Genomic DNA, 21,200 nt, shown 5'->3' on the forward strand with positions numbered 1-21,200 from the left:
CTACCGCCAGTTCTCAATCTTCAAGCCGCCAACCCGTGAAAACTCTTTCTCGTTGGCGGTGACTAGGACTAAGTCTTGTCGGATCGCTTGGGCCGCAATCCATAGATCGTTAGCCCCAATCGGTAGCCCTCTATCTAGAAGATCTGCCCGAAGCCGTCCGTAAATCGATGCACATTCCTCATCGACTCCCAATATGCGTCTACCGTGTAGCAGTACCCTGTACGTCCGGTGCAGGATCTCTGGATTTACCGACCGCTGAATACCCGCTTCAATCTCACCGAGAACAACAGTAGAGAGCCATAGCTTTGAGCTCGCACATTCAGTTACTCGTTGGACAACCCGGGGTTGAGTTCCCCGTTCAATGTCGATCCAGACATTCGTGTCAAGAAGATATCCCATCGAATCGTTCATCCTCCGTGATCAGGGGAATGATCGAGGTTCGGCACTTCGTCGAGTGGGAGGTCTTCAATTTCCTCAATTAGTCCCTGCTCGAGGTTGTGTTCCTTCTGGAATTCACGAAGCCTGGCGACGACAAGTCCGAAATCCTCTTCCTCCGGCCTCAGAAGAAGCCCTTCCGGCACGGCTTCAATGGACACAGCCCCAGATGCAATGCGTAGTGCTGCAGGGATTCGCACTGCCTGGCTGTTCCCAGATTTAAAAACAGTCGTACGGATCGGACCGCTCACATTCGGTTCCTCTCGAATAGGTTCTGCCATGACACCCTCCACAGATCGATGTATATCCGCAACGATATACAGATTCGCGGTGTCCAGCAAGACCCTCTTTTACCGCAGACCTGCTGGCAGTGGCGTTGCAGCATCCGCCGCGACGAGGATCCCGTAGGCCGCGCCGGAGATAATCCCGACGATGTTGGTGCTGCCGTCCGGATTCACGGTGTACAGCGGGGAGCCCGAATCGCCCTGCAGCGACAGGATCATCACCGCGATCTCTCCGGTGCGCGGGTTCACGTTGAGCACCGGTCCGCAGGTGCGGGAGGTGCGTGCGCCGTCCTTGCACACAATCTGGCCTTCGCGTACCGACGTCACCGGCGCGCGCCCCGCCACACGCCGCGTGGGGTTGACGAACTGCGCGAACTGGCTCAGACCATGCAGCGCACCGATGAACGGAATATCGATGAAGCCGCCGCGCATCGCGTGGGCATCGGTGACATGGCGGTCCATGCGGAACCAGGCAACGTCCTTCAACTCGCCGCCGAGCGTGTTGTCGCCCTCGAGCTCAAAACCTGAATCCTGCAGGTTGCTCGCTACTGGGGTGCGCGCATCAGCAGCCAGCACCCGCACCGCGTGCGCCCCACCGATCGGCGCGAGGCAGTGACCGGCGGTCACGCCGTACATCGCGCCGCCCCGGTACGCGATGGAGTTCAACGTGCAGCCATACTTCTCCCCATCGCTGTATTCGATACGGATGCTGTCGCCCGCATACATGGCCAGCGCTTGGGCTGGGGTGGCTGCCATGCCAAGCACGCCCGCTGCTGCGACAGTGAGGGACAAAACGGTGTTGCGCACCCGGCGCAGGCGGGAAGAGATCATGGCGAAGATTCTTCCACACTTTGGGTATGCAAAAAGCGCGGGTCCCACTCCTCACAAGTGGGTCCCGCGCTACAAGTGCTGTTGTCGTTGGACTGCTACGTGTTGTTGTGACGCGCAGTCGTCGTCAAGCGGTGCTTATGCGCTTACGACCTCGAAGTTCACCTTGCCCTCCACGTCGTCGTGGAGGTTAACCTTGACCTGGTAGCCACCGGTCTTGGTCACCAGGCCCTTAGGCACGGTGATGCGGCGCTTGTCCAGGTTCGGGCCGCCGGCAGCCTTGACGGCGTCGGCGATGTCGGCAGCCTTCACGGAGCCGAAGAGCTTGCCGTTGTTCGCAGTGCGAACGGCAACCTTGACACCGGTGAGCTGGTCGAGCTGGTCGCGCAGCTCCTTGGCGTGATCCAGGTCGCGGACCTGGCGCTCAGCCTGAGCACGCTTAATGTCTTCAATCTGCTTCTCTGCGCCGCGGGTAGCCGGGATAGCCAGGCCGCGCGGGAGCAGGAAGTTGCGTCCGTAACCGTTCTTGACCTCGACGACCTCGCCAGGTTCGCCAAGCTTCTCGACGGCAGCGGTGAGGATCAGCTTCATAATCCTAACCTTCCTTATGGTGAAAAATGCTTGATGTGTGGTTGTCGTTTAGAACGGTGGCTCATCGCCCGCGCCACCGAAGCCACCGGCCTCGGGTGCGGAACCCCACGGATCATGTGCAGGCTGCTGGGGCTGGTTCTGGCCGCCTTGGCCCTGGCCCTGGGTTTGGCCGCCGAAGCCGCCACCCTGGTTGCCCTGGCCGCCGCCGAAACCACCCTGGTTAAAGCCGCCCTGCTGCTGGTTCTGGCCGCCGAAGCCGCCACCCTGGTTGCCCTGGCCGCCGCCGTAGCCGCCCTGCCCGCCCTCACGCGGGTTGCGGTTGACGTTCGCCGTGGCGTACTTCAGGGACGGGCCGACCTCATCGACCTCGACCTCGAACACAGTGCGGTTTTCGCCCTCTTTAGTTTGGTAGGAACGCTGCTTGAGCTTGCCGGTGACCACAACGCGCATGCCCTTGGTCAGGGACTCTGCGACGTTCTCGGCCATCTGGCGCCAGCAGTTACAGGTCAGAAACAGTGCTTCGCCATCCTCGAACTGGTTCGTCTCCCGGTTGTACGTACGTGGGGTGGACGCGATGCGGAAGTTCGCAACCGCGGCACCGCTCGGGATGAAACGCAGTTCCGGGTCAGCAACCAAGTTGCCGACGACGGTGATTGGAGTATCGCCTTGAGCCATGTTTCGTGAACCTTCCTACCTGCTGATCGTGTGGTTGTAGAGCCTACCGGTCTTACTTATCGGTACGCAGAACCTTGGTACGAAGAACGTTGTCGTTCAGGTTCAGCAGACGGTCGAGCTCCTTGACCGTGTCAGCCTCGCAGTCGAGGTTCACAACGGCGTAGATGCCCTCTTCCTTCTTGTTGATCGGGTAAGCAAGACGCTTCTTGCCCCACACATCAACGTTCTCCACCTTGCCGTTGTCCTTGCGGACAGTCTCCAGGAACTTATCCAGGGACGGGGCAACGGTGCGCTCATCCTGCTGCGGATCGAGGATGATCATTACTTCGTAGTGACGCACGGACCTCATCACCTCCTATGGTCTTAGTCTGTTCGGCCATAACCCTTGTGGTCATGGCAGGAGGGTCGTTGCGTCAAGCAACCTGAACAGACTACCCCACGGTTTGCACTGCTCAAAACCCTGGCCGCGGGGATGACATGAAAGACTCCGCATTGCGGACAATTGGCCGGCAACCAATCGTTGGCAGGCACCAACGGCTGGCGTTAGAACGGCAACCCCGGCAGCTTCGGCAGAGCCGGCAGCGGGATGCCCAACGACGGCCCGACCGCCGCAACCGCAATACCCAAAGCTGCGAGAACTCCGACCACAAGGCCCACGATCGCGAGCGGGGATACCTCAACCTCACCCTGAGAACTCAAACTGCTCAAGCCCGCCTCACCGCGCAGCGAGTCGATGTTCCAATTACGAACCTCGTCAATGCTGGTCGGGTACTTCACCTCTCGGTTGCCGCCGTCTGCGCAGGCAACCCGCGCGTTCATATCCACTTCGAGGTACGCCGTCGTTCCCCCGATGGCGAGTTGGACATCGTCGGCGGCCAAGAACGTTTTCCGGAAAGTCTTCAGATCGGACTGGGACAGGTTGCCCTGCACAACGAAGCTCTTCCAGGCAACGTCTTCAAAGTCCTGCCGGTTCACGCGCTTGCCCCGCACACGGTTCGCCTCCTCAACACCAAGTGCGCTGACCGGCCGCTCCGAGATGCTGCCCTGTTTGATGCTCGGCTTTACCGCCCACACCTCGACCTTTGTAAGTTCCTCGGTGAGGTGTTGTGCCAGCACATGCTCCATACCTACCTGCTGGAGGCGTTCCGTGTACCGCTGCTCAGTACGCTTTTGAGCCTCTTTGGCGTCTGCGAGCCTGCTCGCGAGATTCTTCTGTGCCTCCACAAGCTCTGCAAGCGAGGGTTCTGCCCGGAACTCCCGAACGATGTTCTCTGTTCCGGGGTACAGCACCTCAAATGCTTTCACCGCAGCGTTGGCGTACACCTCTTGTGTGCTGACGTTGGCCCAAGCGCTGTAGGTTGCCGCTTCCCGGTCGTTCAGCTTTAACATGCAGATCCCGTTCGCCGCCAACACCATGGGCCCTTCATTCGGCCCGACTGTAGCGGCGACTGCAGCTGGGGCAAGGCCGCCCGCGACCAGCGATACGGCGAGCGGCAGGGTAAGAATTCGACGGTTCAACGCGGGCTCCTTTTAGCAACAGCAGTCCGGTATCGGACACGGTGCTTTCAGGATATTTTCACCGAGCAGAACCCGCAGCAAAACGCGAAAATCTTCGGTCTTAGCGGTCGACGTCTAAAACGAGGCCGTCCTTATCGATATCAATGTCGATTTCGCCGAACTCCACCTCGAAGTAGCCGTCATCGTCCCACTCCACTTTGGCCTTGCCATCCTGGGCGGCCTTTAAGACGTCTTGGACTTCGGCTTCGGTCACGTTTTCGTCGACAAGATCCTTGCGCGCCTCGTCCGAGTAGCCGGTCACAGCGGCTGGGAGATCCTCGGACACAGCGGCTCCAGCGTTCGACGTTTCCGTCACCGTTTCGGGCGCGACGGTTTCAGTGACTGTTTCGGGCGCAGTCTCGCCAGAATCAGAACACGCCGCCACGGCAAGTCCTGCTGTGGCGGCGACTGTCAGGGCAACCATCTTCTTCGTAAGCATGGCCCCACTGTAACGACGAAGATCAGGTCGGGTTTGGCACCGCGACGAAAAGTGCGAGCGACACCGGGATGATCGTCATGAACACAAACGCAACCGCGCCGTAGATGATCGACTCTTTCTTGCGGCCCTTCGTTGCCATGTAGAACGACGCGCCGAACAGGGCAAACGCGATCAGGATAGAGACGATGCCGAGGACCGTTGCGGTGGTCATGGTTGCGTACTCACCGCCTCCGCCTCAGCCTCGGCGGGCTTAACGGGCTCGGGCGTGGGCTCGTCGATAAGCACAGGCTCTTTCCACTGCGCAGGCAGCGACATCAGCGGGTCGTGGCCGTTATGCGCCTCACGGACCTTGTCCGGGCGCTTGCCGAGCATTTGCTTGACGACGAGCACCATCACCGCCACGATAAACGCATCGCGCGCCAGGATGAAGATGTCCAGGAACCAACCCGGCACACCCATGTTGTCGTCGCCCATCATGTGCCACATCAGCACCGGCCAAACCATCATGTCCGCCACCATCCAGGACAGCAGCAGACGCCAGTACGGCAGTGCGAGGACCGCGGGAACCACGAACCACAGAGAGTACTGCGGGCTCCATACCTTGTTAAACAGCAGGAAGAAGCCGACGATGAGCACGATCAGTTCCGCAATGCGCGGGGTTTGCGGCGCACGCAGGCCGAGGATGAGGACGAACAGGCAGCCGAGCAGGAACAGGATCAGGGTGACGGCGTTGAGGATCACCGGGGCGCCCTCACCGGATTCGAAGCCGGCCCACCCGAACTCGCGGGAGAGCACCGCGTAGATGGTGGTCCACTCCCAGCCGCGGTCGGTGTTGAGGCGGTTGAACTCGCTCCATGCGTCTGGGTAACGCAGGTACACCGGCGCGTTGACGGCGATCCAGGTGATGGCGGTGGCGCCGACCATCTTGAAGAACGGCACGAGGTCACGCTTGCGGATCGCCACAGTGAGGTACGCGCCGAGGATGAACAGCGGCCACAGTTTGAACGCGGTGCCCAAACCGACGAGCACACCGGCCAGCCACCACTTGCGGTTGCGCGCCGCGAGCATCGCTGCGACGGCGAAGAAGATCGAGGGGATGTCCCAGTTGGTAAACGCGTGGACGATCAGCAGCGGCGAACCGGCGACGAGCAGCGTGTCCCAGATGCGGTTGCCGGCAAGTTCCGCGACCATGCGGATGGTGATCACCCAGATGATGGACATCAGCAGTGCGGTGACGTAGAAGTACCAGCCAGATTCCGGCAGGAAGCTATCAGTCAGGAAGTAGGTACCGCGCGCGATCCAGGCGCTGAGCTGCTGGAACAGGCCAGCGAGCACCGGGTATTCCATGTAGCGGGTCAGGTCGTCTTCTACCCACGAGTAGGCGTAGACAAAGCCCGGCTGGTCCAGACCGCGTGCTCCGTAGAGCGGGATGATGTCGTTGTAGCAGGCAGCGACGAACTGGCGGTTGCCGTCCCAGTTGAGCTGCATGATGCCGTTGTCGTCCAGTTTGCCGCCAGCGCAGCGCGACTTCTGTAGTGCGCCGAAGGACAAGAAGATGTATGCGACGGCGATGATGGCGCGCAGCGGCGTCCAGAACCGGGCGCGGCCGATCTGGGCGAAGCGGCCCATTGGTCCGCCGAGGTAGTTCACCCAGCCGCGTGCCACCGGTTCGGTTTTGCCGGGCTGGACGCGGTCGGCCGGGTCCGGCCATGTGACGGTTGTTTGATCAGTCTGAGACATGCTGTTACTGGAACGCCTCCTGAACTTGGCCGATCACATCGTTGACAGCATCACGCAAGTCCGGCGCAGGCGCCGGTGCGGGAGCAGGTGCAGGTGCCGGTGCTGGCGCGGGAGCCGGTGCTGGTGCCGGAGCAGGTGCTTCGCTCGGAGCGGAAGATGCAGCCGACTCGGATTCCGTCGGCGCAGTCCCGGTAGCCGAGTTTTGGGTTGCCGGAGTGGAGTAGTAACCGCCCAGGCCAACGCCACCCTTGTAGGCGTTCACGCCCCAGTACACCGGGCTTGCCGGCTCGAAGTACTCAAAGTCTTGATCCGCCAGCTCAGTGTCCAGGAACTGCTTCCAGATTTGGGACGGGGTGTTGGAGCCGTACATGATGCCGCCCCACTCGTTAAAGATTGGCGAGGTGTTGTCGGCGGTGCCCACCCACACGGCCACGGCGAGCTGCGGGGTGGAGCCGACCATCCAGGCGTCCTTGTTGTTGCCGGTGTCGCCCATTTGGGCGGTGCCGGTCTTTGCCGCGGACGGCCGGCCGCCAGCGAGCACCGCGTTGGAGTACGCCGGCACGGTCTGCATTGCTTCGAGGACGTTGTCCGCCACCTGCTCGGAGACGCGACGTTCGGTGTAGTTGCGGTCCACCTCGTAGAGGACCTCGCCGGTGGCGTCCACAACCTTTTCCACGAAGTGGGTCGGGTGCATCAGGCCGCGGTTGGTCAGGGTTGCCATGGCGGTGGCCATGTCCAGCACGCGCGACTGGTACTGGCCCAGCACGATGCCCTCGTACGGCTGGCCGCCGTTTTCGCGCAAGGTCAGCGGGATGCCGGGGATGGACTTGGCCACGCCCAGGGCGTGCGCCATGTCGGCGGTGTCCTGCGTGGTGTTGTCCAGTTCGTCTTGAATGCGCATGTAGGCGGTGTTGGAGGATACGCGGGTGGCCTCAGTCATGGACAGCATTCCGCCTCCGCCGCCGTCCCAGTTGGTCACGACGTGGTTGCCCGGCAGGGTCACCGGGGAAGAATCGAACATGGACGTCAGCGGGATGCCCTGCTGCAGGGCGGCCGCGAGCGCGAAGATTTTGAACGTCGAACCCGTTTGCAGGCCCGCGTTGGCGTAATCCCAACCGCTGGCTTCCTCGCCGCCGTAGTAGGCGCGCACGGCACCGGTACTCGGCTCGATGGCAACGACGCCGGAGCGGGCGTCATCCTGTAGGTAGGACAGGCGCTGACGGGTGATCTCTTCGACGTTTTGCTGGGTGCCGGCATCGATCGTGGTGGTGATCTGCAGGCCACGGTTGGTCAGGTCGTCCTCGGTGATGCCGATGGTGGCCAACTCCGCCACAACCTGGTTTTTAATCAGGCCATTTGCGCCGGTTGCTTCCGTGTAGGCCGAGTAGGTGGCCGGGTCACGGGTCTCCGGGTAGTGGGCGGCCGCGCGACGCTCCTGGGTGATGGCGCCGGTTTCCACCATGCCGTCCATGACGTAGTTCCAGCGGCCTTCCGCGGCTTCGCGGTTGGTCCACGGGTCAAGCTGGCTCGGCAGCTGGATCGACGCGGCCAGGACTGCGCCCTCCTCCAGTGTGAGCTGGGAGGCTGGTTTGTTGAAGTAGGCGTGCGCTGCGGCTTCGATGCCGTAGGCGTTGCGGCCGAAGTAGACCGTGTTCAGGTAGGCGCGCAGAATGTCGGCCTTTTCCCACTGGTTGGTCATCTTCACCGAGTAGACGAGCTCTTTAGCTTTACGCTCGTAGGAGTGCTCGTTGCCCACCAGTGCGTTCTTCACGTACTGCTGGGTGATGGTGGAGCCGCCACCTGCGGATGCGTTGCCGGTGAGCTGCCCGATGGCGGCGCGAGCGAAGCCTGTCGGGGAGAAGCCGGAGTTGGTCCAGAAGTCACGGTCTTCTGCCGCAAGCACCGCGTTTTGGACGTCTTCGGGCACCTGGTCAAGCGGGATCTGCTTACGGTTGCCTTCCGGCGGGACGATGCGGGCGAGTTCCTTGTCGCCGTCGCGGTAGAAGATGTTGGAGATCTGCGCCGTTTCAATCTTGCCCGGCTCGGGCACCTCGGCGCGTGCGTAGCTCCAGAAGAACCACGCCAGCGGGATCGCCGCAATCATGGCCAAGAACAGCAAGAACGCGATAAACCACTGCCATGCGCGCGACCGTTTCTTGGTTGTGACGGTCGTTGAGCCGTTGCTTTTCTTTTTGGCGGTCGTATCGCCGCCGTTGTCTTTATCTGACACTCGTTTTTCCCTGCGCAATTTGACTCGCGGCCCCCGCGGGGAGGGCGAAACCGCGAGCTACCTACTCGTTTTCTATGCACACCCTACCCGGCCAACGCGAAATCACACTACTGGTACTGCAGTGACTTCCTTTAACAGATGGTTCCACTTGCAGTCGCGGCAAACCTCCACGAAGTGGACGGTGATGGGGCCGACCTCGTGCACCATGCGGTCGATTTCTTCTGCGCTGCGGGCGGTGCCGGTGCGTCGGCCGAGTTTTTCGCTGTACACCCAGGTAATCTCCCGCAGTTCGGCGCCACAGATGGGGCAGGGCCGTGGGGATGCGGTGCCGTGGTGTTCGGCGGCGGCGCGGAGGATGAAGTCGGCGTCGCAGGCGTCGTCGATACGCATGCGCCCTGCGTTGAGCTCGCGCAATGCGTGGCGACGACGCCACTCGTGCGACACCTCACCCTCATACACAAACATCTGCGCAATGGTAACGCCGTTTTCGGTGCGTCGCCGACGCCACATATGATGTTGATGTTCAAACGTTTGCTAGCGACACTGCCACTTCGAGGAGCCACGACGTGAGCCACCACGCTGTATCCCCCGAGTCTGCACGCCTACCGAACACTGTCGATTCGGATGCTCCTCTCCGCGTTGCGGTTGGCTGGGACACCACAAGTAGCGAAGCCGTCGAGTTCGCCGCCTGGCTCGGCCGCTCCCTGCCGATGAAGGTGCAGGTCATGGCATCTGCGCAACTGCCGCCGATCCAGGCGCTGACAACCTCGGCGAAGAGCCGCAAGAAGCAGCTGAAGAAGATGCGCGAAGAGTTCCACAAACGCGTGGTCGATGAACTCGACGGGCAGATCCCGAAATCGCAGTGGTCCAAAGAGGTGGCCACGCTCAAGGACGGCAAAGATACCGTCCGCTCGCTTCTCGACAACGCCTTAGAGTTCAACGCTGACCTCATCGTCATGGGCTCCCGCGCAAAATCACCCAAGGGCCGACTACGCCCGTCCAGCGTTACGGACGAAATGCTCTACTCCTCCCCCATCCCCCTCGGGCTGGCACCGCGCGGAGTGAAGCTGTCTAAGAAGGGCATCACGCGCGTGACCTACGCCGTGGTGGACACCGACGGGAAGAAAGAACCCGAGTTTTACGGCCTGGACTACGCCACCGCCCTCGCGTGCGCGCTGCACCTGCCGCTGCGCATCATCGCGTTCTCTCCGACGAGTTACGACGAGCACGGCCCGAAATGGTACGAACGCACCCTCGGCATGCTTGACCACGCCCGCGACCGAGCCTGGGAGTACGCATGCGAACTCTCCCCCGACCGCCTCGACCATTTCGACGTGACCAGCTCCGTGTCCACCGGCAAGAACTGGAAGCGCTCGATTGACTCGGTGAAGTGGCGCAAGGGCGACATCATGTGCCTGGGTTCGCAGCCGTCGCCGAATCTGCGCACGGTGTTTTTGGGCACGCTCGAAGGCGAGTTCATCCGCTACGCGCCTGTGCCCGTCATCGTCTGTCCGGAGGCAGCGAAGTAGGTTAGGGCGTATGCGCGACCATCCTGAAAACGACCTGCACTCCCCCGCCGACCGCTTCTCCCGCGTTCGCCCGGAGCCCCGTTCCTTTGATGAGTTGGCGGATGCCCCGGATCCGCTGGAGGTAGACCGGCGCAATAAGCGCTCCACCCGTCAGGCGATCACGTGGGCGCTGGGCACCGTTGGGGTGACGTTCCTGTTGGCGTTTGTGTTAGGCCTGGTCGCCCGCCTGCAAGGCGGGCCGCTGTGCAGCGACGGCGACGCCACCTGGCTGTGCACCCCAACCTGGCGCACCACCTGGGCTGTAGTCACCTCTCTCCCACCGATCGCCGGCCTGATCGGCTGCGCGGTGATCATGGTGCGCAAACTCAACCGCTACGAGCGCTGGATCCCGTGGATGGGCGTGTTCTGGATCCCGCTCGTGCCGTTCACCATGGCGTGGCTGATTCTGACTATTGGGATGCTGGCGACGATGTAGTTGCGCACTGCGCACAGTACGGGTTCTTCTCCCGGCAGGCCTCGCAGCTTAAGTACTGCTGGCGGCACTCCGGCTCGTTGGCGCAGTTGTAGAACTGGTTGGTCGCCTCCCCGCAGTGCACGCAGTGGCCGAGCTGGACGTAGTCCGGGTCGTCGGTGGCACCGAATTCGGTGTGCATGCGGTCGTCGAACACGTACAGGGAGCCTTCCCACAGGCCGGAGTTGCCGAAGGCTTCGCCGTAGCGGACGATGCCGCCGTCGATTTGGTAGACCTCTTCGAACCCGCGGTTGATCATCAGGCTGGACAGCACCTCGCAGCGAATGCCGCCGGTGCAGTACGAGATGACCGGCTTGTCCTTCATCCAGTCGTACTTGCCGGACTCGAGCTCTTTGATGAAGTCGTGAGTGGTTTCCACATCTGGCACCACCGCGTTTTTAAACCGTCCGATCTCGGCCTCGCGGGTGTTGCGCCCGTCGAAGAAGACCACGTCCGGGTTGGCCTCCACGAACTCGTTGACCTGCTGCGGAGTGAGGTGTTTTCCGCCGCCGATCACACCGTTTTCATCAACCTTCAACTCCCCCGGTGCGCCAAACGCCACGATCTCGTCGCGGGCTTTGACGCTGAGTTTCGGGAAGTCTTCGGCACCGCCTTCGGACCACTTGAACTCGATGCCTTTGAAGTACTCTTTGGTCTTCTTCGCGTAGGTTTTGCAGGCGCGGATGTCGCCGCCGACGGTGCCGTTAATGCCGTGTTCGGAGACGATAATCCTGCCGGTCAGGCCGAGCCCTTCGCACAGGTCGCGTTGCCACAGACGCACCGCGTCCGGGTCGGCGATGGGCTGGAACTTGTAGTAGAGCAGGATTTTGCTGGTCATGCCTGGCAGTCTACGTCGAGCGGGTCCGTTCTTTGTAGGCGTATACGTCGCGCGTGTACACGCGGCGGTGTGTACCGACTCTGTGGCCAGGCAGTGTGCCTTCGTCGATAAGCTTGACTACGTATGGACGAGACACGTTGAGCAGGTCAGCTACCTGCTGGGTGGTCATTTCATCTTCGGGGCTGGGTGGGCGCATGAGGCGCCCCTCCGCAAGATCCTCGAGCAGATCACGGATCCAGGCAGCGGTCTGTTTGGGTAGCGTGACTTCCTCACGCTGGTCAGCTCGGGCGGCAGCAATGCCGTCGTTGAGCTGAGCCAACGCGGTCTCCACCGGCGGTTGTTGTACAGGCATACAGGCGACCATAAACCACAAATACAACGAGCGGAGCCGTTTTAAAGAAGAAATCTAAGATTTTCTTAGCGTTTGTGGTACAGCCCTTTTCGCCAGTACTGCGGCTCAGACGTTGCAAGCACACCAAGGTTGCGGAAAATGCCCTCGTCCACAGACCCAAGGATCGCCGTGATGTGAGCATCGCAACCACGAAGGGACTTCAGGTGATCCAACGCGAGCGCCGCGTCCGGGTTCGAAGCCGCCGACACGGACAAGGCAATAAGTACTTCGTCGGTGTGCAGGCGCGGGTTGACCGACCCTAAGTGGCGGGTCTTCAGCGACTGGATCGGCTCGATGGAATCGGGGGAGAGCAGGTGCACATCGTCGTCGATACCCGCAAGCAGCTTCAGCGCGTTGAGCAGCACCGCAGCCGAAGGTCCGAGCAGGTCAGAAGTCTTACCGGTGACAATGCGGCCGTCCGGCAACTCAAGTGCCGCACCCGGCTTGCCGGTCGCCTCCGCGACGTCGAGCGCCGGGGCAACCACAACGCGGTCCTGCACAGAGAGATCCGCCTTGCGCATCACGTTCATCACACGGTCAGAGATGGAGGAGTCGGAGCCGGTGCGGCGTTCATCGACACGCGATGCAAAGTAACGGCGAATGATTTCCTGCTGGGCGGCGTGGCGGCAGGCCTCGTCGTCGGAAATGCAGTAGCCCGCCATGTTGACACCCATGTCGGTCGGGGACTGGTACGGCTCGGTGCCCGTAACCTCGCGCAGCAGCGTCTTCAGCAGCGGGAAGACCTCAATGTCGCGGTTGTAGGAGGTGACCTTCTCCCCGTAGGCGTCGAGGTGGTACTGGTCGATCACGTTGATATCGTCCAGGTCCGCGGTGGCCGCCTCGTAGGCCAGGTTCACCGGATGGGAGAGGGGCAGGTTCCAGATGGGGAACGTCTCAAACTTGGCGTAGCCTGCGGCAATGCCTCGCTGGTTCTCGTGGTAGACCTGCGACAGGCAGGTGGCCAGCTTGCCGGAGCCAGGTCCCGGCGCGGTCATGACAATCAGGTCGCGGGAGGTTTCCACATAGTCGTTGCGGCCAAACCCTTCTTCGCTGACCACCTTGGCGGTGTCGTTGGGGTAGCCAGGGATCATGTAGTGGCGCGACACCTTCAGGCCAAGGCGGGAAAGACGCTCGAGGAACGCCTCCACGGTGCGGTTGTGGCCGTCGAGTTGGGTGCACACCACATTTTCGACGAGGAAGCCACGGTCGCGGAACACATCCACAAGACGCAGCACGTCATCTTCGTATGTAATACCCAGGTCAGCGCGCACTTTTTGGCGGATGACATCACCAGCGTTGAAGCAGATGACAATTTCCACTTCGTCCTTGATGCGGTCAAGCATGGCGATTTTGTTGTCCGGAGTGAATCCGGGGAGAACACGGGAGGCGTGGTTGTCGTCGAAAAGCTTCCCACCCATCTCCAGGTAGAGTTTGCCGCCTACCTCGGCTCTCCGCGCTTGGATGTGCTCGGACTGCATTGCAATGTATTTTTCGCGGTCAAAACCGGTCGTGTACGGCATGCGCGCAATTCTATTGCTTTGCTGCGACACCACGCACCCCGCTACCTCCACACGGTGGTAGCGCTACGGTGGCAGGCATGTTTTCCTCCACGTTTACCGCCGACCAGATCCGAGCTGCGGAAGCACCCCTGCTTGCGGCGCAGGAGTTCGAGGACCAGTTGATGCAATCCGCTGCCCACGCCGTTGCGGAGGTAGCCAACGTGATGCTCGCTGAAGGGACTGAGGCACGCGCCCGGGTGCTCGTGCTTGCAGGGCCTGGCGGCAACGGGGGAGACGGCCTCTACGCCGGCGCGGAGTTGTTGCTGGCAGGCCACCGGGTGGATGCGGTGTTGCCCACAGGCTCGGCGCAGGAGCGTGCCCTGCAGGCGTTCACGGCAGCCGGCGGGGTAGTGATGGAGGACCTCCCGGAACAATGGCAGGACTATGCCCTGGTTATCGATGCGATGACGGGCATCGGCGCGACCGGCGAGGTACGCGAGAACCTTCGCCCCGCAGTCGAGTTAGCCAACGCACTCAACGCCCAAGTGCTGGCCGTGGACTTGCCCACCGGCGTGGAGGCCGACACCGGCTGGGCAGGGCAGTGCCACGTCAACGCCGATGTGACGGTCACCTTCGGCGGGTTGCGCCGCGCCCACGGGCTGTCGCCAGCGTGCGGGGTGCAGTTGCTCGCCGACATCGGATTGCCGGGCAAGCGCCTGCACGAAACGCTCGGCGACCAACTCACCTTGTGGGCAGAGGATGGCCCGCCGCTGTTGATTGCAAACCGGGCGGTGCTGCCGGAGCAGAAGTGGACCGAGCAGAAGTGGCCCGACGGGATACAGACCCTGTGGCAGCCACCGCTCCAAGACATCGCGCCAGGGCCTGAGGACGACAAGTACACCGGCGGTGTGGTCGGCATCCGCGCAGGCAGCGATGGGTATCCCGGCGCAGCGATCCTGTCTACTGCGGGCGCGGTGAACGCCACACCGGCGATGGTGCGCTACGCCGGCCCGCAGGCGGTGGAGGTGGTGCGGGCGCATCCGGAGGTCGTCGCTACGCACACGCTCCAGGATGCTGGCCGGGTGCAGGCGTGGGTGTTTGGGCCGGGCGCGGGCACCGACGAGGCTGCGGCGGCGGAGTTGCGGTGGGTGCTCGGCCAGGAGGTGCCGGTGCTTATCGACGCCGACGGCCTGACCCTGCTCACCCAACACCCCAACCTGCGCGAACTGGTGGCCCAACGCGAACAGATGACGGTGCTGACCCCGCACGACGGCGAATTCGCCCGGCTGTGTGAAGCCGCCAACGTGGGGGAGAGCGACCGCATGGCCGAGACCATCGCGCTGGCCGCCGCGCTGCAGTGCACGGTGGTACGCAAGGGGCGGGTGACGGTGATTGCGCACGAGGGCGACCCGTACACGGCGTACGCGATCGACGCGGGGCATTCCTGGGCGGCGACTCCGGGATCGGGCGATGTGCTCGCGGGCATCGCGGGGGCGCACCTGGCGCTTATGCATGCCAAGCGGCTATGGGAGGAGGTCGCACTCGCCGGCGCGGTGGCCGTGCACGCTTTGGCTGCGAAACTGGCTGCTGCTACTGCGTACGGTGACGCGACGGCGCCAGCGAGCCGGATCGCCGAGTTCATCCGCCCCGCAACCGCGAAGATGCGAAATGATGCTTGATGCGGTCGTGATCGGCGGCGGCCAGTCCGGCCTTGCCGTGTCGTATTACCTACGCAAATACGGCGTGAACTTCACGGTTCTGGACGCCGCCGACGCTCCCGGCGGGGCGTGGCCGAACTACTGGGAATCGCTGACGCTGTTTTCGCGCGCGGAGTTTTCCAACCTGCCGGGTTGGCCGATGCCTTCGTTTGATGGGTATCCGCCGCGTGATCATGTCGTCGATTATTTAACGCGCTACGAGGCCCGCTACGACCTTCCCATTCGCCGTGGGCAGCGTGTGGAGCGTGTGCTTATCGACGACACTGGCTTCACCATCCGCCCCCAAAACCTCCACGCCCGCAACGTGGTGGTTGCAACCGGGATCTGGTCTGCGCCGTTCGTGCCGTTTGTGCCGGGTGAGTTCTCGGGCAGGCAGTTGCACTCGGCGCACTACACGCGACCGGGAGATTTCGCAGGCCAGCGCGTCGCGGTCGTCGGTGGCGGTAACTCGGGTGCCCAGATCACGGCGGACCTCGCGCTAGCCGGGGTAAAGGCGCAGTGGCTGACACGTTCTGCACCGGGTTTCATGCCGGACGACGTGGACGGTTCCACGCTGTTTCGCCGCAATCGTGAGCGCCTCACTGCAATTGCGAAGGGGGAGCCAGATCCGGGCGGGGTGGACTTCGGCGGAGAGATCGTCGTCGTACCGGAGGTGCGCCGAGCGCGCGACGCCGGCCTGCTTCAGGCGCGTCCGATGGTAGGTTCGCTCGACGAGGTGGACGCGGACGTGATCATCTGGGCAACCGGGTTTCGTCCGGCCCTCGGGCCTATCCGCGGGCTGCCCCGGGACACGCCTGGTTTGTACGTGTTGGGGTTTGACAACATCAACGGACCGGGTGCCGGAACGATTCGAGGGGTGAGCCCGTTTGCCCGTGATATTGCGGCTCGGATCGCCGATTCTGTTGGCGCACACCGTCGCAGGTAAGCACGCTTCGACAAAATTACATAGGTGTTATTTAGGCCTTGACGTGGAAAAATAGCCCTTTTCAGGGATACATTCACCTTTTCGTTACATGAGAGTTTCCTGAGTAGCACTAACTCAGCTTTCTCCAACCAGCACGTACGTTAATTAAGCACGGACTGGCCCGTACTTGAGACGCAGGTCACCCTACTCACGAAGGGTGAATAGTTGGACATCTGCGCTACGCTTACTTATGTGTTAAATAAACGGAGGATCGCAGCGCTTGCCCTGACAGCTACTACAGCAGCGGCTGTCACTGCCGTGCCCTCCGCCGACGCGGCCACTGTAGGCAAGCCCATTAACGGCGTGTGCTCATTGCAAATGAGCATTGCAGAAAAGGATTTCGCCGCAGCATTGCCGCGAGACCTTAGGAGCCCCCAAGCGCAGCAAAAACAGCAGTGGACCAACGCCTTCGAGGTAGCGTTCCCGGAAGCTGCGCCCATCGCACAAGAATTCCTCGAAGCATTCAACGGCCCATACTTCAGGCAGTTCCATGCCAACCGCAACGCTGAAACCGCCCGTTGGGAAGACCGCATCGCTACTGCCGCAAATGTAGATCCGGCAGGCGCAAAGTGGTACTTCACCGAAATCATTAACAGCGTGCTGGTATCCAGTGAAGACGGACTGGCGCTGGATCATGTTGAGTTCTGGCGCGTTGTGGATGACGCCCTTGAAAGTGGCACCATCAGCGCCACTGACCCACGCGACATTTACCCCGCTTTCCCACAGGAAATTAGCGACAGGCTTCTCGAGGGCGCTCTGGCAGACATGCCGGCAGACCAGCGCAAAAAGTGGGTAAACGCGCACGCCTCGTCCAAGGAAGCCATCGGCTCGGTCAATGCGGCACAGTTCCGCGATGCCTTCAAGAAGGCACGCGAGGCCTGCGCCAATGGTGGCGGCTCGGTCACTCTGCCCGTCGCTCCCAAGCCGACCACTCCGTACGACGTGCCACCGGTACAGCGCGGCAAGGACAAGCCTGGCAAGACCACAGAGCCGTCCACACCGACTGAGTCGAAGACCACCACCAACATCAGCGTTGACTTCTCCACCTCGGTTGAGCGCCAGAAGAACGAACCACAAGCGTCGATGCCTGTCGGTGCGATCATCGGCATCGTCGTCGCTCTGTTGACAATCATTGGTGGCGCTGGGGCAGCATTTGTCATGGGCGGGCGATAGGCGTAATTTGGCGCGGTGTCCAACACCGCGAAAACCCCCCAGAAAACCCCGGGCCAATTCCCCTTCGTACCACTGGCGGCGATGAGTTTCGCCGCCTTTGTTTATGTCACTTTCGAGATGTTCTCGGTGGGGCTCATCTCCCCGATGGCGCGAGACCTCGGCGTCTCCGAAGGCCAAATTGGCCTCCTCATGAGCGTCTATGCGGGCTTGGTCGCAGTGGTGACCATCCCGCTGATCCACTTCACGCGTAGCGTCAATAGGCGTCCGCTGCTTATCGCCACTCTGGTGTTTCTCCTCGGCGGGATCGTGCTGCAAGCAACGGCGAGCAACTACTGGATGCTGGTCGCCGGGCGCGTCACCGCAGCGTTTACACACGGCGTGTTCTGGTCGCTGGTCAACCCGATGGCAGCGCGCATCGCACCTGCCGGGCAGACAGGTAAGGCGGTGGCCGCGGTGTCCATCGGCTCTACCTTGTCGCTGGTTGCTGGCTCGCCGCTGACCACTGCGTTGGGCACGATGATCGGCTGGCGGGCGTCCACGTGGGTGCTTGGCGTAGCGACGATCGGCGCACTGGTCACCCTGATCGCTACCCTGCCAAGCCTGCCGGCGGTGCCACCGGCGAACAGGGCGAAGGTGACGAAGACGAAGTCCGCCATCCCTTCGCTTGTGGTGTACGTGCTGCTCGCGGTGACGGGTATCTTCTCCACCTTTACGTACTTGGCGCTGCTGGTGGAAGGCACCGCCGGCCACGCGTATGTGCCGTTCGGCGTGTCCCTGTACGGCATCGCGGGCTTGGTCGGCATCACGATCGCCGGCCGGAGGGTGGATAGCCGAATGATCCGGCTCAATGCCCTGGCCGCTGCCGTGATGGTGGTGTCCGCCATCGCAGGTTTGCTCGCGCTCGGTGCCGGAAGCGGCCTAGGCATGTTCGCGGTGATCGCCGTGTTCGGCATGGCCGCCGGTGCGCTGCCCACGGTAGCCACCACCATCTTCTTGCACGCAGGCCAGCGCAACCAGGACCTGGCAAGTTCGGTGTACGTGGTCACCTTCCAGGTCGGTATCGCATCCGGTTCCGCGGTTGGTGCTGCGGTGGTAGATGCGGGCTACCTGTCCGGCACGTTGGTGTCTACCGGCGTGCTTGGCGCCCTGGCGTTTGCGGTGCTGGCGCTGTGGTCGCGCACGCTCCTGCGCTAGCGCCAGCGATTGAAGCACCAGACATACAAACCCCAGACATATAAGCGCAGTCTTATGCGTAGACCGGGGTGCGTGCGTTGACGCCAACCTCGAAGACCTCGTCGCGCGGATTGATCAGCGAGCGGTCGTGGGTGACAAACCCGCAGGCAATGTTGCGCTCTTCAACCAGGTCACGCAGCAATTTCACAATCTCTTGGGAGCGGTCGTGGTCGAGGGCGGCGGTGGGCTCGTCGGCAAGCAAAAGCTCTGGCTCACCCATCAACGCACGGGCGATGCCGACGCGCTGGCGCTGACCGCCGGAGAGCTCGCCCATACGGCGATCGCCAAGACCCTCGAGGCCGACCTTGGCCAGGAGCTCATCGGCGCGGTCCGGGCGTGGCTTGATGCCGCGGATGTCGTCGGTGACCAGCAGCTGGTCGCGAACGTTGAGCGCGGCGATCAGGTTGGCCTGCTGGAAGATCATGCCGATCTTGTCGCGGCGCACATCGTTGTTCACCTCAACGCCGTTGAGGGTGGCGGTGCCGGAATCCGGTGTGATCAGGCCCGCGGCGACGGAAAGCATGGTGGATTTTCCGGAGCCGGACTCGCCAACAATGAAGGTCAGCTCGCCGGGCTTGGCGGTGAAGTTCATGTTGTCCAGCACGGTTCGCATTTCCTGGCCGTCCTGGAAGGCGACGGTGACATTTTTCAGTTCAAGCATTATGCGGCACCTCCAAGGGCCTGTTGAGGGTTAACTTTGGTGATGGAACGGGTGGCGATCATTGCGCCGACCATGCCGAGCGCCCAGATGGCAACTGGCGGGGCGACGGCGGTGAGTGCGGTCAGGGAGAACGGTGCAGCGCCCTGCATCGCCAGCCCGAGGCCGAAGGCGACCACGCCTCCGATCAGCGCACCTGCACCGAGCAGCACCGCGGACTGGCCGAGTGCGTCCTTGAGCAGGTACTTGTTCGATGCGCCGATGGCCTTCAGGATGGCTAGGTCGCGGCCGCGCTGCATCGTCCACACCGTGAGGAACGCGACGATCACCAGCGCGGCGATCGCGTAGAGGAAGCCCTGGATGAGCTTCAGGGAGCCCTGCTCAGAGGAGTAGGCGGGCAGCCCCTGGAAGGACGCCTTCAGGGTGACGCCGCCGTCGACCTCATGGTCGGCGAGCAGCACGGTGCCGTCGGCGTCGGTGTGCATGATCTCTTTCCAAAAGTCCGTGGGCACCCACAGGACAGGGGAGTGGGAGAACGCAAGGTCCTCGCCAATTGCACCGACGGTGATGGCCTTGCCGGCGACGGTGATCTCCTCGCCCTGTGTGAGTTCAAGGCCCGGCGCGGCAACCGCGTCCTTGCCCAGCGTCTGGCCGCCCGGCAGCACGGTGCCTTCCGGCAGGGACAGGATGGACACTGCGGCGTCTTCGCCGTTTGCCTTGGTCAGCAGCATTTGGCTGGTGCCAAGCGGGGTCATGCCGTCGCGAGCCTCCACACGCGAGGTGGTAAACGACAGGTCTTCCGGGTCCTGGAAGACAACGGATTCCGGCTCGAGCGCTTCAAGTGCTGAGGTGTTCTGCTTGCCCAAGCCTGCGGTCAGGCCGGTCAGCACAACCACCAGCAGGGTGATCAGGGTGACCGTGCCCACGATCAGCCCGAAGCGCCCCTTGGCCGACTTCATTTCTCTCAAACCTACGAACATGACTCCGATTATGGCTTTGACCTGCACTGTTCCACATCGGGCGGGCGGTTGAAATCCCAATCAACCGATCGGTTGATCTACGCTCAGTCTTATGTTGTCCACGACCCGGATTCTGGATTTGTTACGCGTGAGCTTGCACGTGCTGGTCGCCGTATTGCTTGTGGTGGGTCTTATGGGGCAATTGCGTATCGACGACCCCCTGCCCGGCCTCGTTCTCTCCACCGTCTTCGCCGCTGTGTACATGGCGGGCACGGTGTGGCACTACGAGGGCCGGGCCTATCCAAGTTGGGCGCCGTACGCGTGGCTGGCGGTCGTGGCCGCGCTGTGGGTGGGGCTGGTGCAGGTTTCCGCGGACTTCGTGTGGCTGGAGTTTCCGCTGGTCATGTTGGCGTGTGTGATCCTGCCGCGATGGTGGGAATTGGTCGCTGCGGCCGGCTTACTGTGTGTGTCCCTGGTGGCGGTGGCAGCGCCGGGTGGAAATATCGGTGCGGTGGTGGGGCCGTCGATAGGCACGGTGCTCGCGGTGTTCATCGTGCACGCGTACCGGGCGCTGCGCGCGGAGGCGGACCACTACAAGCAGATGGCCGATGACCTGCGCTCGGCCCAGCGGGAGCGCGCCGCGGCGGAGCATGCGGCGGGCGTGGCGCAGGAGCGAGCACGCCTGGCGCGCGAGGTGCACGACACGATGGCACAGGGGCTCAGTTCGATCGTGCTGCTCGGCCGCGCGCTGGATAAGCAGCTCGGCGACGACGCCGCGGCGCGCGAGACCCTGGACGTGATTCGCTCGACGGCGGCGGACAACCTGGCGGAGGCGCGCCGCTTCGTCAAAATCAACTCGGCGGACACGGTCTCGGTTGAAGACAAACCCCAGCGTGTGGCGTTGCCGGTGCGGCTGGAGCGGCTTGCCCGGGCAGCGTCGGACCGCCA

The 21,200-nt window shown here is 62.6% G+C and carries 24 protein-coding genes; 7 read left to right on the plus strand and 17 right to left on the minus strand.

What is annotated here, in order from left to right; all coding sequences use genetic code 11:
• From HMPREF3120_RS12505 to HMPREF3120_RS02975, 12 genes are all read right to left on the minus strand, one after another.
• Positions 1 to 411, minus strand: a complete 411-nt coding sequence (locus HMPREF3120_RS12505) for a type II toxin-antitoxin system VapC family toxin (RefSeq protein WP_083284750.1) — start codon at positions 409 to 411, stop codon at positions 1 to 3.
• Positions 408 to 716, minus strand: coding sequence for an antitoxin (locus HMPREF3120_RS02925; RefSeq protein WP_141739352.1), 309 nt, complete (start codon positions 714 to 716; stop codon positions 408 to 410). Before HMPREF3120_RS02925 ends, HMPREF3120_RS12505 begins: the two co-directional genes overlap by 4 nt.
• A gap of 69 nt (positions 717 to 785) precedes the next feature.
• Entirely contained in the window at positions 786 to 1,550 is a 765-nt protein-coding gene (locus tag HMPREF3120_RS02930) for a chymotrypsin family serine protease (protein ID WP_070450694.1), read from the minus strand.
• 135 nt (positions 1,551 to 1,685) lie between these two features.
• Entirely contained in the window at positions 1,686 to 2,138 is a 453-nt protein-coding gene (gene rplI, locus HMPREF3120_RS02935) for a 50S ribosomal protein L9 (protein WP_070422053.1), read from the minus strand.
• Between the two features lie 48 nt (positions 2,139 to 2,186).
• Positions 2,187 to 2,813, minus strand: a complete 627-nt coding sequence (locus HMPREF3120_RS02940) for a single-stranded DNA-binding protein (protein WP_070422054.1) — start codon at positions 2,811 to 2,813, stop codon at positions 2,187 to 2,189.
• Between the two features lie 52 nt (positions 2,814 to 2,865).
• Positions 2,866 to 3,162: a 30S ribosomal protein S6 gene (gene rpsF / locus HMPREF3120_RS02945; RefSeq protein ID WP_070422055.1), complete on the minus strand. Its 297-nt coding sequence runs from the start codon at positions 3,160 to 3,162 to the stop codon at positions 2,866 to 2,868.
• A gap of 194 nt (positions 3,163 to 3,356) precedes the next feature.
• Complete coding sequence (locus HMPREF3120_RS02950; protein ID WP_070450696.1) at positions 3,357 to 4,331, minus strand: hypothetical protein; 975 nt, start codon at positions 4,329 to 4,331, stop codon at positions 3,357 to 3,359.
• Between the two features lie 100 nt (positions 4,332 to 4,431).
• A complete protein-coding gene (locus tag HMPREF3120_RS02955) occupies positions 4,432 to 4,809 on the minus strand; it encodes a hypothetical protein (RefSeq protein ID WP_070450698.1) in 378 nt (125 codons plus the stop codon).
• Between the two features lie 22 nt (positions 4,810 to 4,831).
• Positions 4,832 to 5,020: a hypothetical protein gene (locus tag HMPREF3120_RS02960; protein ID WP_070422058.1), complete on the minus strand. Its 189-nt coding sequence runs from the start codon at positions 5,018 to 5,020 to the stop codon at positions 4,832 to 4,834.
• The gene (locus tag HMPREF3120_RS02965; protein ID WP_070450700.1) at positions 5,017 to 6,549 is read right to left on the minus strand and encodes a glycosyltransferase family 87 protein; all 1,533 of its coding nucleotides are present in this window, start codon (positions 6,547 to 6,549) and stop codon (positions 5,017 to 5,019) included. The genes HMPREF3120_RS02960 and HMPREF3120_RS02965 overlap by 4 nt, the downstream gene beginning before the upstream one ends.
• A gap of 4 nt (positions 6,550 to 6,553) precedes the next feature.
• Positions 6,554 to 8,779 carry a transglycosylase domain-containing protein gene (locus HMPREF3120_RS02970; protein WP_070450702.1) on the minus strand — a complete coding sequence of 742 codons (2,226 nt, stop codon included), beginning with the start codon at positions 8,777 to 8,779 and terminating at the stop codon, positions 6,554 to 6,556.
• A 102-nt stretch (positions 8,780 to 8,881) separates the two neighbouring features.
• Positions 8,882 to 9,244 (minus strand): DUF5318 family protein, encoded by a 363-nt coding sequence (locus HMPREF3120_RS02975; RefSeq protein WP_070422103.1) that lies wholly within the window; start codon positions 9,242 to 9,244, stop codon positions 8,882 to 8,884.
• 101 nt (positions 9,245 to 9,345) lie between these two features.
• Here HMPREF3120_RS02975 and HMPREF3120_RS02980 point away from each other — a divergent pair, with 101 nt between their 5' ends.
• Together HMPREF3120_RS02980 and HMPREF3120_RS02985 are read left to right on the plus strand one after the other, a co-directional pair.
• On the plus strand, positions 9,346 to 10,308 hold the full coding sequence (locus HMPREF3120_RS02980; RefSeq protein WP_070450704.1) for a universal stress protein: 963 nt from the start codon (positions 9,346 to 9,348) through the stop codon (positions 10,306 to 10,308).
• A gap of 10 nt (positions 10,309 to 10,318) precedes the next feature.
• On the plus strand, positions 10,319 to 10,783 hold the full coding sequence (locus HMPREF3120_RS02985) for a hypothetical protein (RefSeq protein ID WP_070422061.1): 465 nt from the start codon (positions 10,319 to 10,321) through the stop codon (positions 10,781 to 10,783).
• Here HMPREF3120_RS02985 and HMPREF3120_RS02990 read toward each other — a convergent pair.
• The 3 genes from HMPREF3120_RS02990 to HMPREF3120_RS03000 all read right to left on the minus strand — a co-directional run bounded on the left by HMPREF3120_RS02990 (position 10,758) and on the right by HMPREF3120_RS03000 (position 13,568).
• On the minus strand, positions 10,758 to 11,657 hold the full coding sequence (locus tag HMPREF3120_RS02990; RefSeq protein ID WP_070450706.1) for an oxygen-dependent tRNA uridine(34) hydroxylase TrhO: 900 nt from the start codon (positions 11,655 to 11,657) through the stop codon (positions 10,758 to 10,760). The two genes, HMPREF3120_RS02985 and HMPREF3120_RS02990, sit on opposite strands and share 26 nt — an antisense overlap.
• Positions 11,658 to 11,667: 10 nt before the next feature.
• A complete protein-coding gene (locus HMPREF3120_RS02995; RefSeq protein ID WP_070450708.1) occupies positions 11,668 to 12,009 on the minus strand; it encodes a helix-turn-helix domain-containing protein in 342 nt (113 codons plus the stop codon).
• Between the two features lie 65 nt (positions 12,010 to 12,074).
• Positions 12,075 to 13,568, minus strand: a complete 1,494-nt coding sequence (locus tag HMPREF3120_RS03000) for a DUF1846 domain-containing protein (RefSeq protein WP_070450710.1) — start codon at positions 13,566 to 13,568, stop codon at positions 12,075 to 12,077.
• 77 nt (positions 13,569 to 13,645) lie between these two features.
• Between HMPREF3120_RS03000 and HMPREF3120_RS03005 the strand changes: the two genes are divergently transcribed.
• The 4 genes from HMPREF3120_RS03005 to HMPREF3120_RS03020 all read left to right on the plus strand — a co-directional run bounded on the left by HMPREF3120_RS03005 (position 13,646) and on the right by HMPREF3120_RS03020 (position 18,596).
• A complete protein-coding gene (locus tag HMPREF3120_RS03005; protein WP_070450713.1) occupies positions 13,646 to 15,226 on the plus strand; it encodes an NAD(P)H-hydrate epimerase in 1,581 nt (526 codons plus the stop codon).
• Complete coding sequence (locus HMPREF3120_RS03010) at positions 15,219 to 16,190, plus strand: NAD(P)-binding domain-containing protein (RefSeq protein ID WP_070450715.1); 972 nt, start codon at positions 15,219 to 15,221, stop codon at positions 16,188 to 16,190. Before HMPREF3120_RS03005 ends, HMPREF3120_RS03010 begins: the two co-directional genes overlap by 8 nt.
• Before the next feature lie 357 nt (positions 16,191 to 16,547).
• The gene (locus HMPREF3120_RS03015; RefSeq protein ID WP_070771146.1) at positions 16,548 to 17,402 is read left to right on the plus strand and encodes a hypothetical protein; all 855 of its coding nucleotides are present in this window, start codon (positions 16,548 to 16,550) and stop codon (positions 17,400 to 17,402) included.
• An 81-nt stretch (positions 17,403 to 17,483) separates the two neighbouring features.
• The gene (locus HMPREF3120_RS03020) at positions 17,484 to 18,596 is read left to right on the plus strand and encodes an MFS transporter (protein ID WP_070450730.1); all 1,113 of its coding nucleotides are present in this window, start codon (positions 17,484 to 17,486) and stop codon (positions 18,594 to 18,596) included.
• A 52-nt stretch (positions 18,597 to 18,648) separates the two neighbouring features.
• Here the strand turns inward: HMPREF3120_RS03020 and HMPREF3120_RS03025 are convergent, their stop codons facing one another.
• Entirely contained in the window at positions 18,649 to 19,296 is a 648-nt protein-coding gene (locus tag HMPREF3120_RS03025; protein ID WP_070450720.1) for an ABC transporter ATP-binding protein, read from the minus strand.
• The gene (locus HMPREF3120_RS03030) at positions 19,296 to 20,252 is read right to left on the minus strand and encodes an ABC transporter permease (protein WP_371441185.1); all 957 of its coding nucleotides are present in this window, start codon (positions 20,250 to 20,252) and stop codon (positions 19,296 to 19,298) included. The genes HMPREF3120_RS03025 and HMPREF3120_RS03030 overlap by 1 nt, the downstream gene beginning before the upstream one ends.
• A 112-nt stretch (positions 20,253 to 20,364) precedes the next feature.
• Between HMPREF3120_RS03030 and HMPREF3120_RS03035 the strand changes: the two genes are divergently transcribed.
• The coding region (locus HMPREF3120_RS03035; RefSeq protein WP_083284752.1) for a histidine kinase at positions 20,365 to 21,200 on the plus strand (836 nt) is incomplete at its 3' end.

Source organism: Corynebacterium sp. HMSC11D10 (genome assembly GCF_001806995.1).
GTDB classification, from domain to species: Bacteria; Actinomycetota; Actinomycetes; order Mycobacteriales; family Mycobacteriaceae; genus Corynebacterium; species Corynebacterium coyleae.

Bases quoted from the DNA above. Each gene is read 5' to 3' on its own strand.
- HMPREF3120_RS02985 (WP_070422061.1), top strand. From the start codon at position 10,319: ATGCGCGACCATCCTGAAAACGACCTGCACTCCCCCGCCGACCGCTTC.
- HMPREF3120_RS02925 (WP_141739352.1), bottom strand. From the start codon at position 716: ATGGCAGAACCTATTCGAGAGGAACCGAATGTGAGCGGTCCGATCCGT.
- HMPREF3120_RS03020 (WP_070450730.1), top strand. From the start codon at position 17,484: ATGAGTTTCGCCGCCTTTGTTTATGTCACTTTCGAGATGTTCTCGGTG.
- HMPREF3120_RS02940 (WP_070422054.1), bottom strand. From the start codon at position 2,813: ATGGCTCAAGGCGATACTCCAATCACCGTCGTCGGCAACTTGGTTGCT.
- HMPREF3120_RS03000 (WP_070450710.1), bottom strand. From the start codon at position 13,568: ATGCCGTACACGACCGGTTTTGACCGCGAAAAATACATTGCAATGCAG.
- HMPREF3120_RS12505 (WP_083284750.1), bottom strand. From the start codon at position 411: ATGAACGATTCGATGGGATATCTTCTTGACACGAATGTCTGGATCGAC.
- HMPREF3120_RS03005 (WP_070450713.1), top strand. From the start codon at position 13,646: ATGTTTTCCTCCACGTTTACCGCCGACCAGATCCGAGCTGCGGAAGCA.
- HMPREF3120_RS03025 (WP_070450720.1), bottom strand. From the start codon at position 19,296: ATGCTTGAACTGAAAAATGTCACCGTCGCCTTCCAGGACGGCCAGGAA.
- rplI (WP_070422053.1), bottom strand. From the start codon at position 2,138: ATGAAGCTGATCCTCACCGCTGCCGTCGAGAAGCTTGGCGAACCTGGC.
- HMPREF3120_RS03015 (WP_070771146.1), top strand. From the start codon at position 16,548: ATGAGCATTGCAGAAAAGGATTTCGCCGCAGCATTGCCGCGAGACCTT.
- HMPREF3120_RS02965 (WP_070450700.1), bottom strand. From the start codon at position 6,549: ATGTCTCAGACTGATCAAACAACCGTCACATGGCCGGACCCGGCCGAC.
- HMPREF3120_RS02955 (WP_070450698.1), bottom strand. From the start codon at position 4,809: ATGCTTACGAAGAAGATGGTTGCCCTGACAGTCGCCGCCACAGCAGGA.
- HMPREF3120_RS02995 (WP_070450708.1), bottom strand. From the start codon at position 12,009: ATGCCTGTACAACAACCGCCGGTGGAGACCGCGTTGGCTCAGCTCAAC.
- HMPREF3120_RS03030 (WP_371441185.1), bottom strand. From the start codon at position 20,252: ATGAAGTCGGCCAAGGGGCGCTTCGGGCTGATCGTGGGCACGGTCACC.
- rpsF (WP_070422055.1), bottom strand. From the start codon at position 3,162: ATGAGGTCCGTGCGTCACTACGAAGTAATGATCATCCTCGATCCGCAG.
- HMPREF3120_RS02990 (WP_070450706.1), bottom strand. From the start codon at position 11,657: ATGACCAGCAAAATCCTGCTCTACTACAAGTTCCAGCCCATCGCCGAC.
- HMPREF3120_RS02960 (WP_070422058.1), bottom strand. From the start codon at position 5,020: ATGACCACCGCAACGGTCCTCGGCATCGTCTCTATCCTGATCGCGTTT.
- HMPREF3120_RS02975 (WP_070422103.1), bottom strand. From the start codon at position 9,244: ATGTTTGTGTATGAGGGTGAGGTGTCGCACGAGTGGCGTCGTCGCCAC.
- HMPREF3120_RS03010 (WP_070450715.1), top strand. From the start codon at position 15,219: ATGCTTGATGCGGTCGTGATCGGCGGCGGCCAGTCCGGCCTTGCCGTG.
- HMPREF3120_RS02930 (WP_070450694.1), bottom strand. From the start codon at position 1,550: ATGATCTCTTCCCGCCTGCGCCGGGTGCGCAACACCGTTTTGTCCCTC.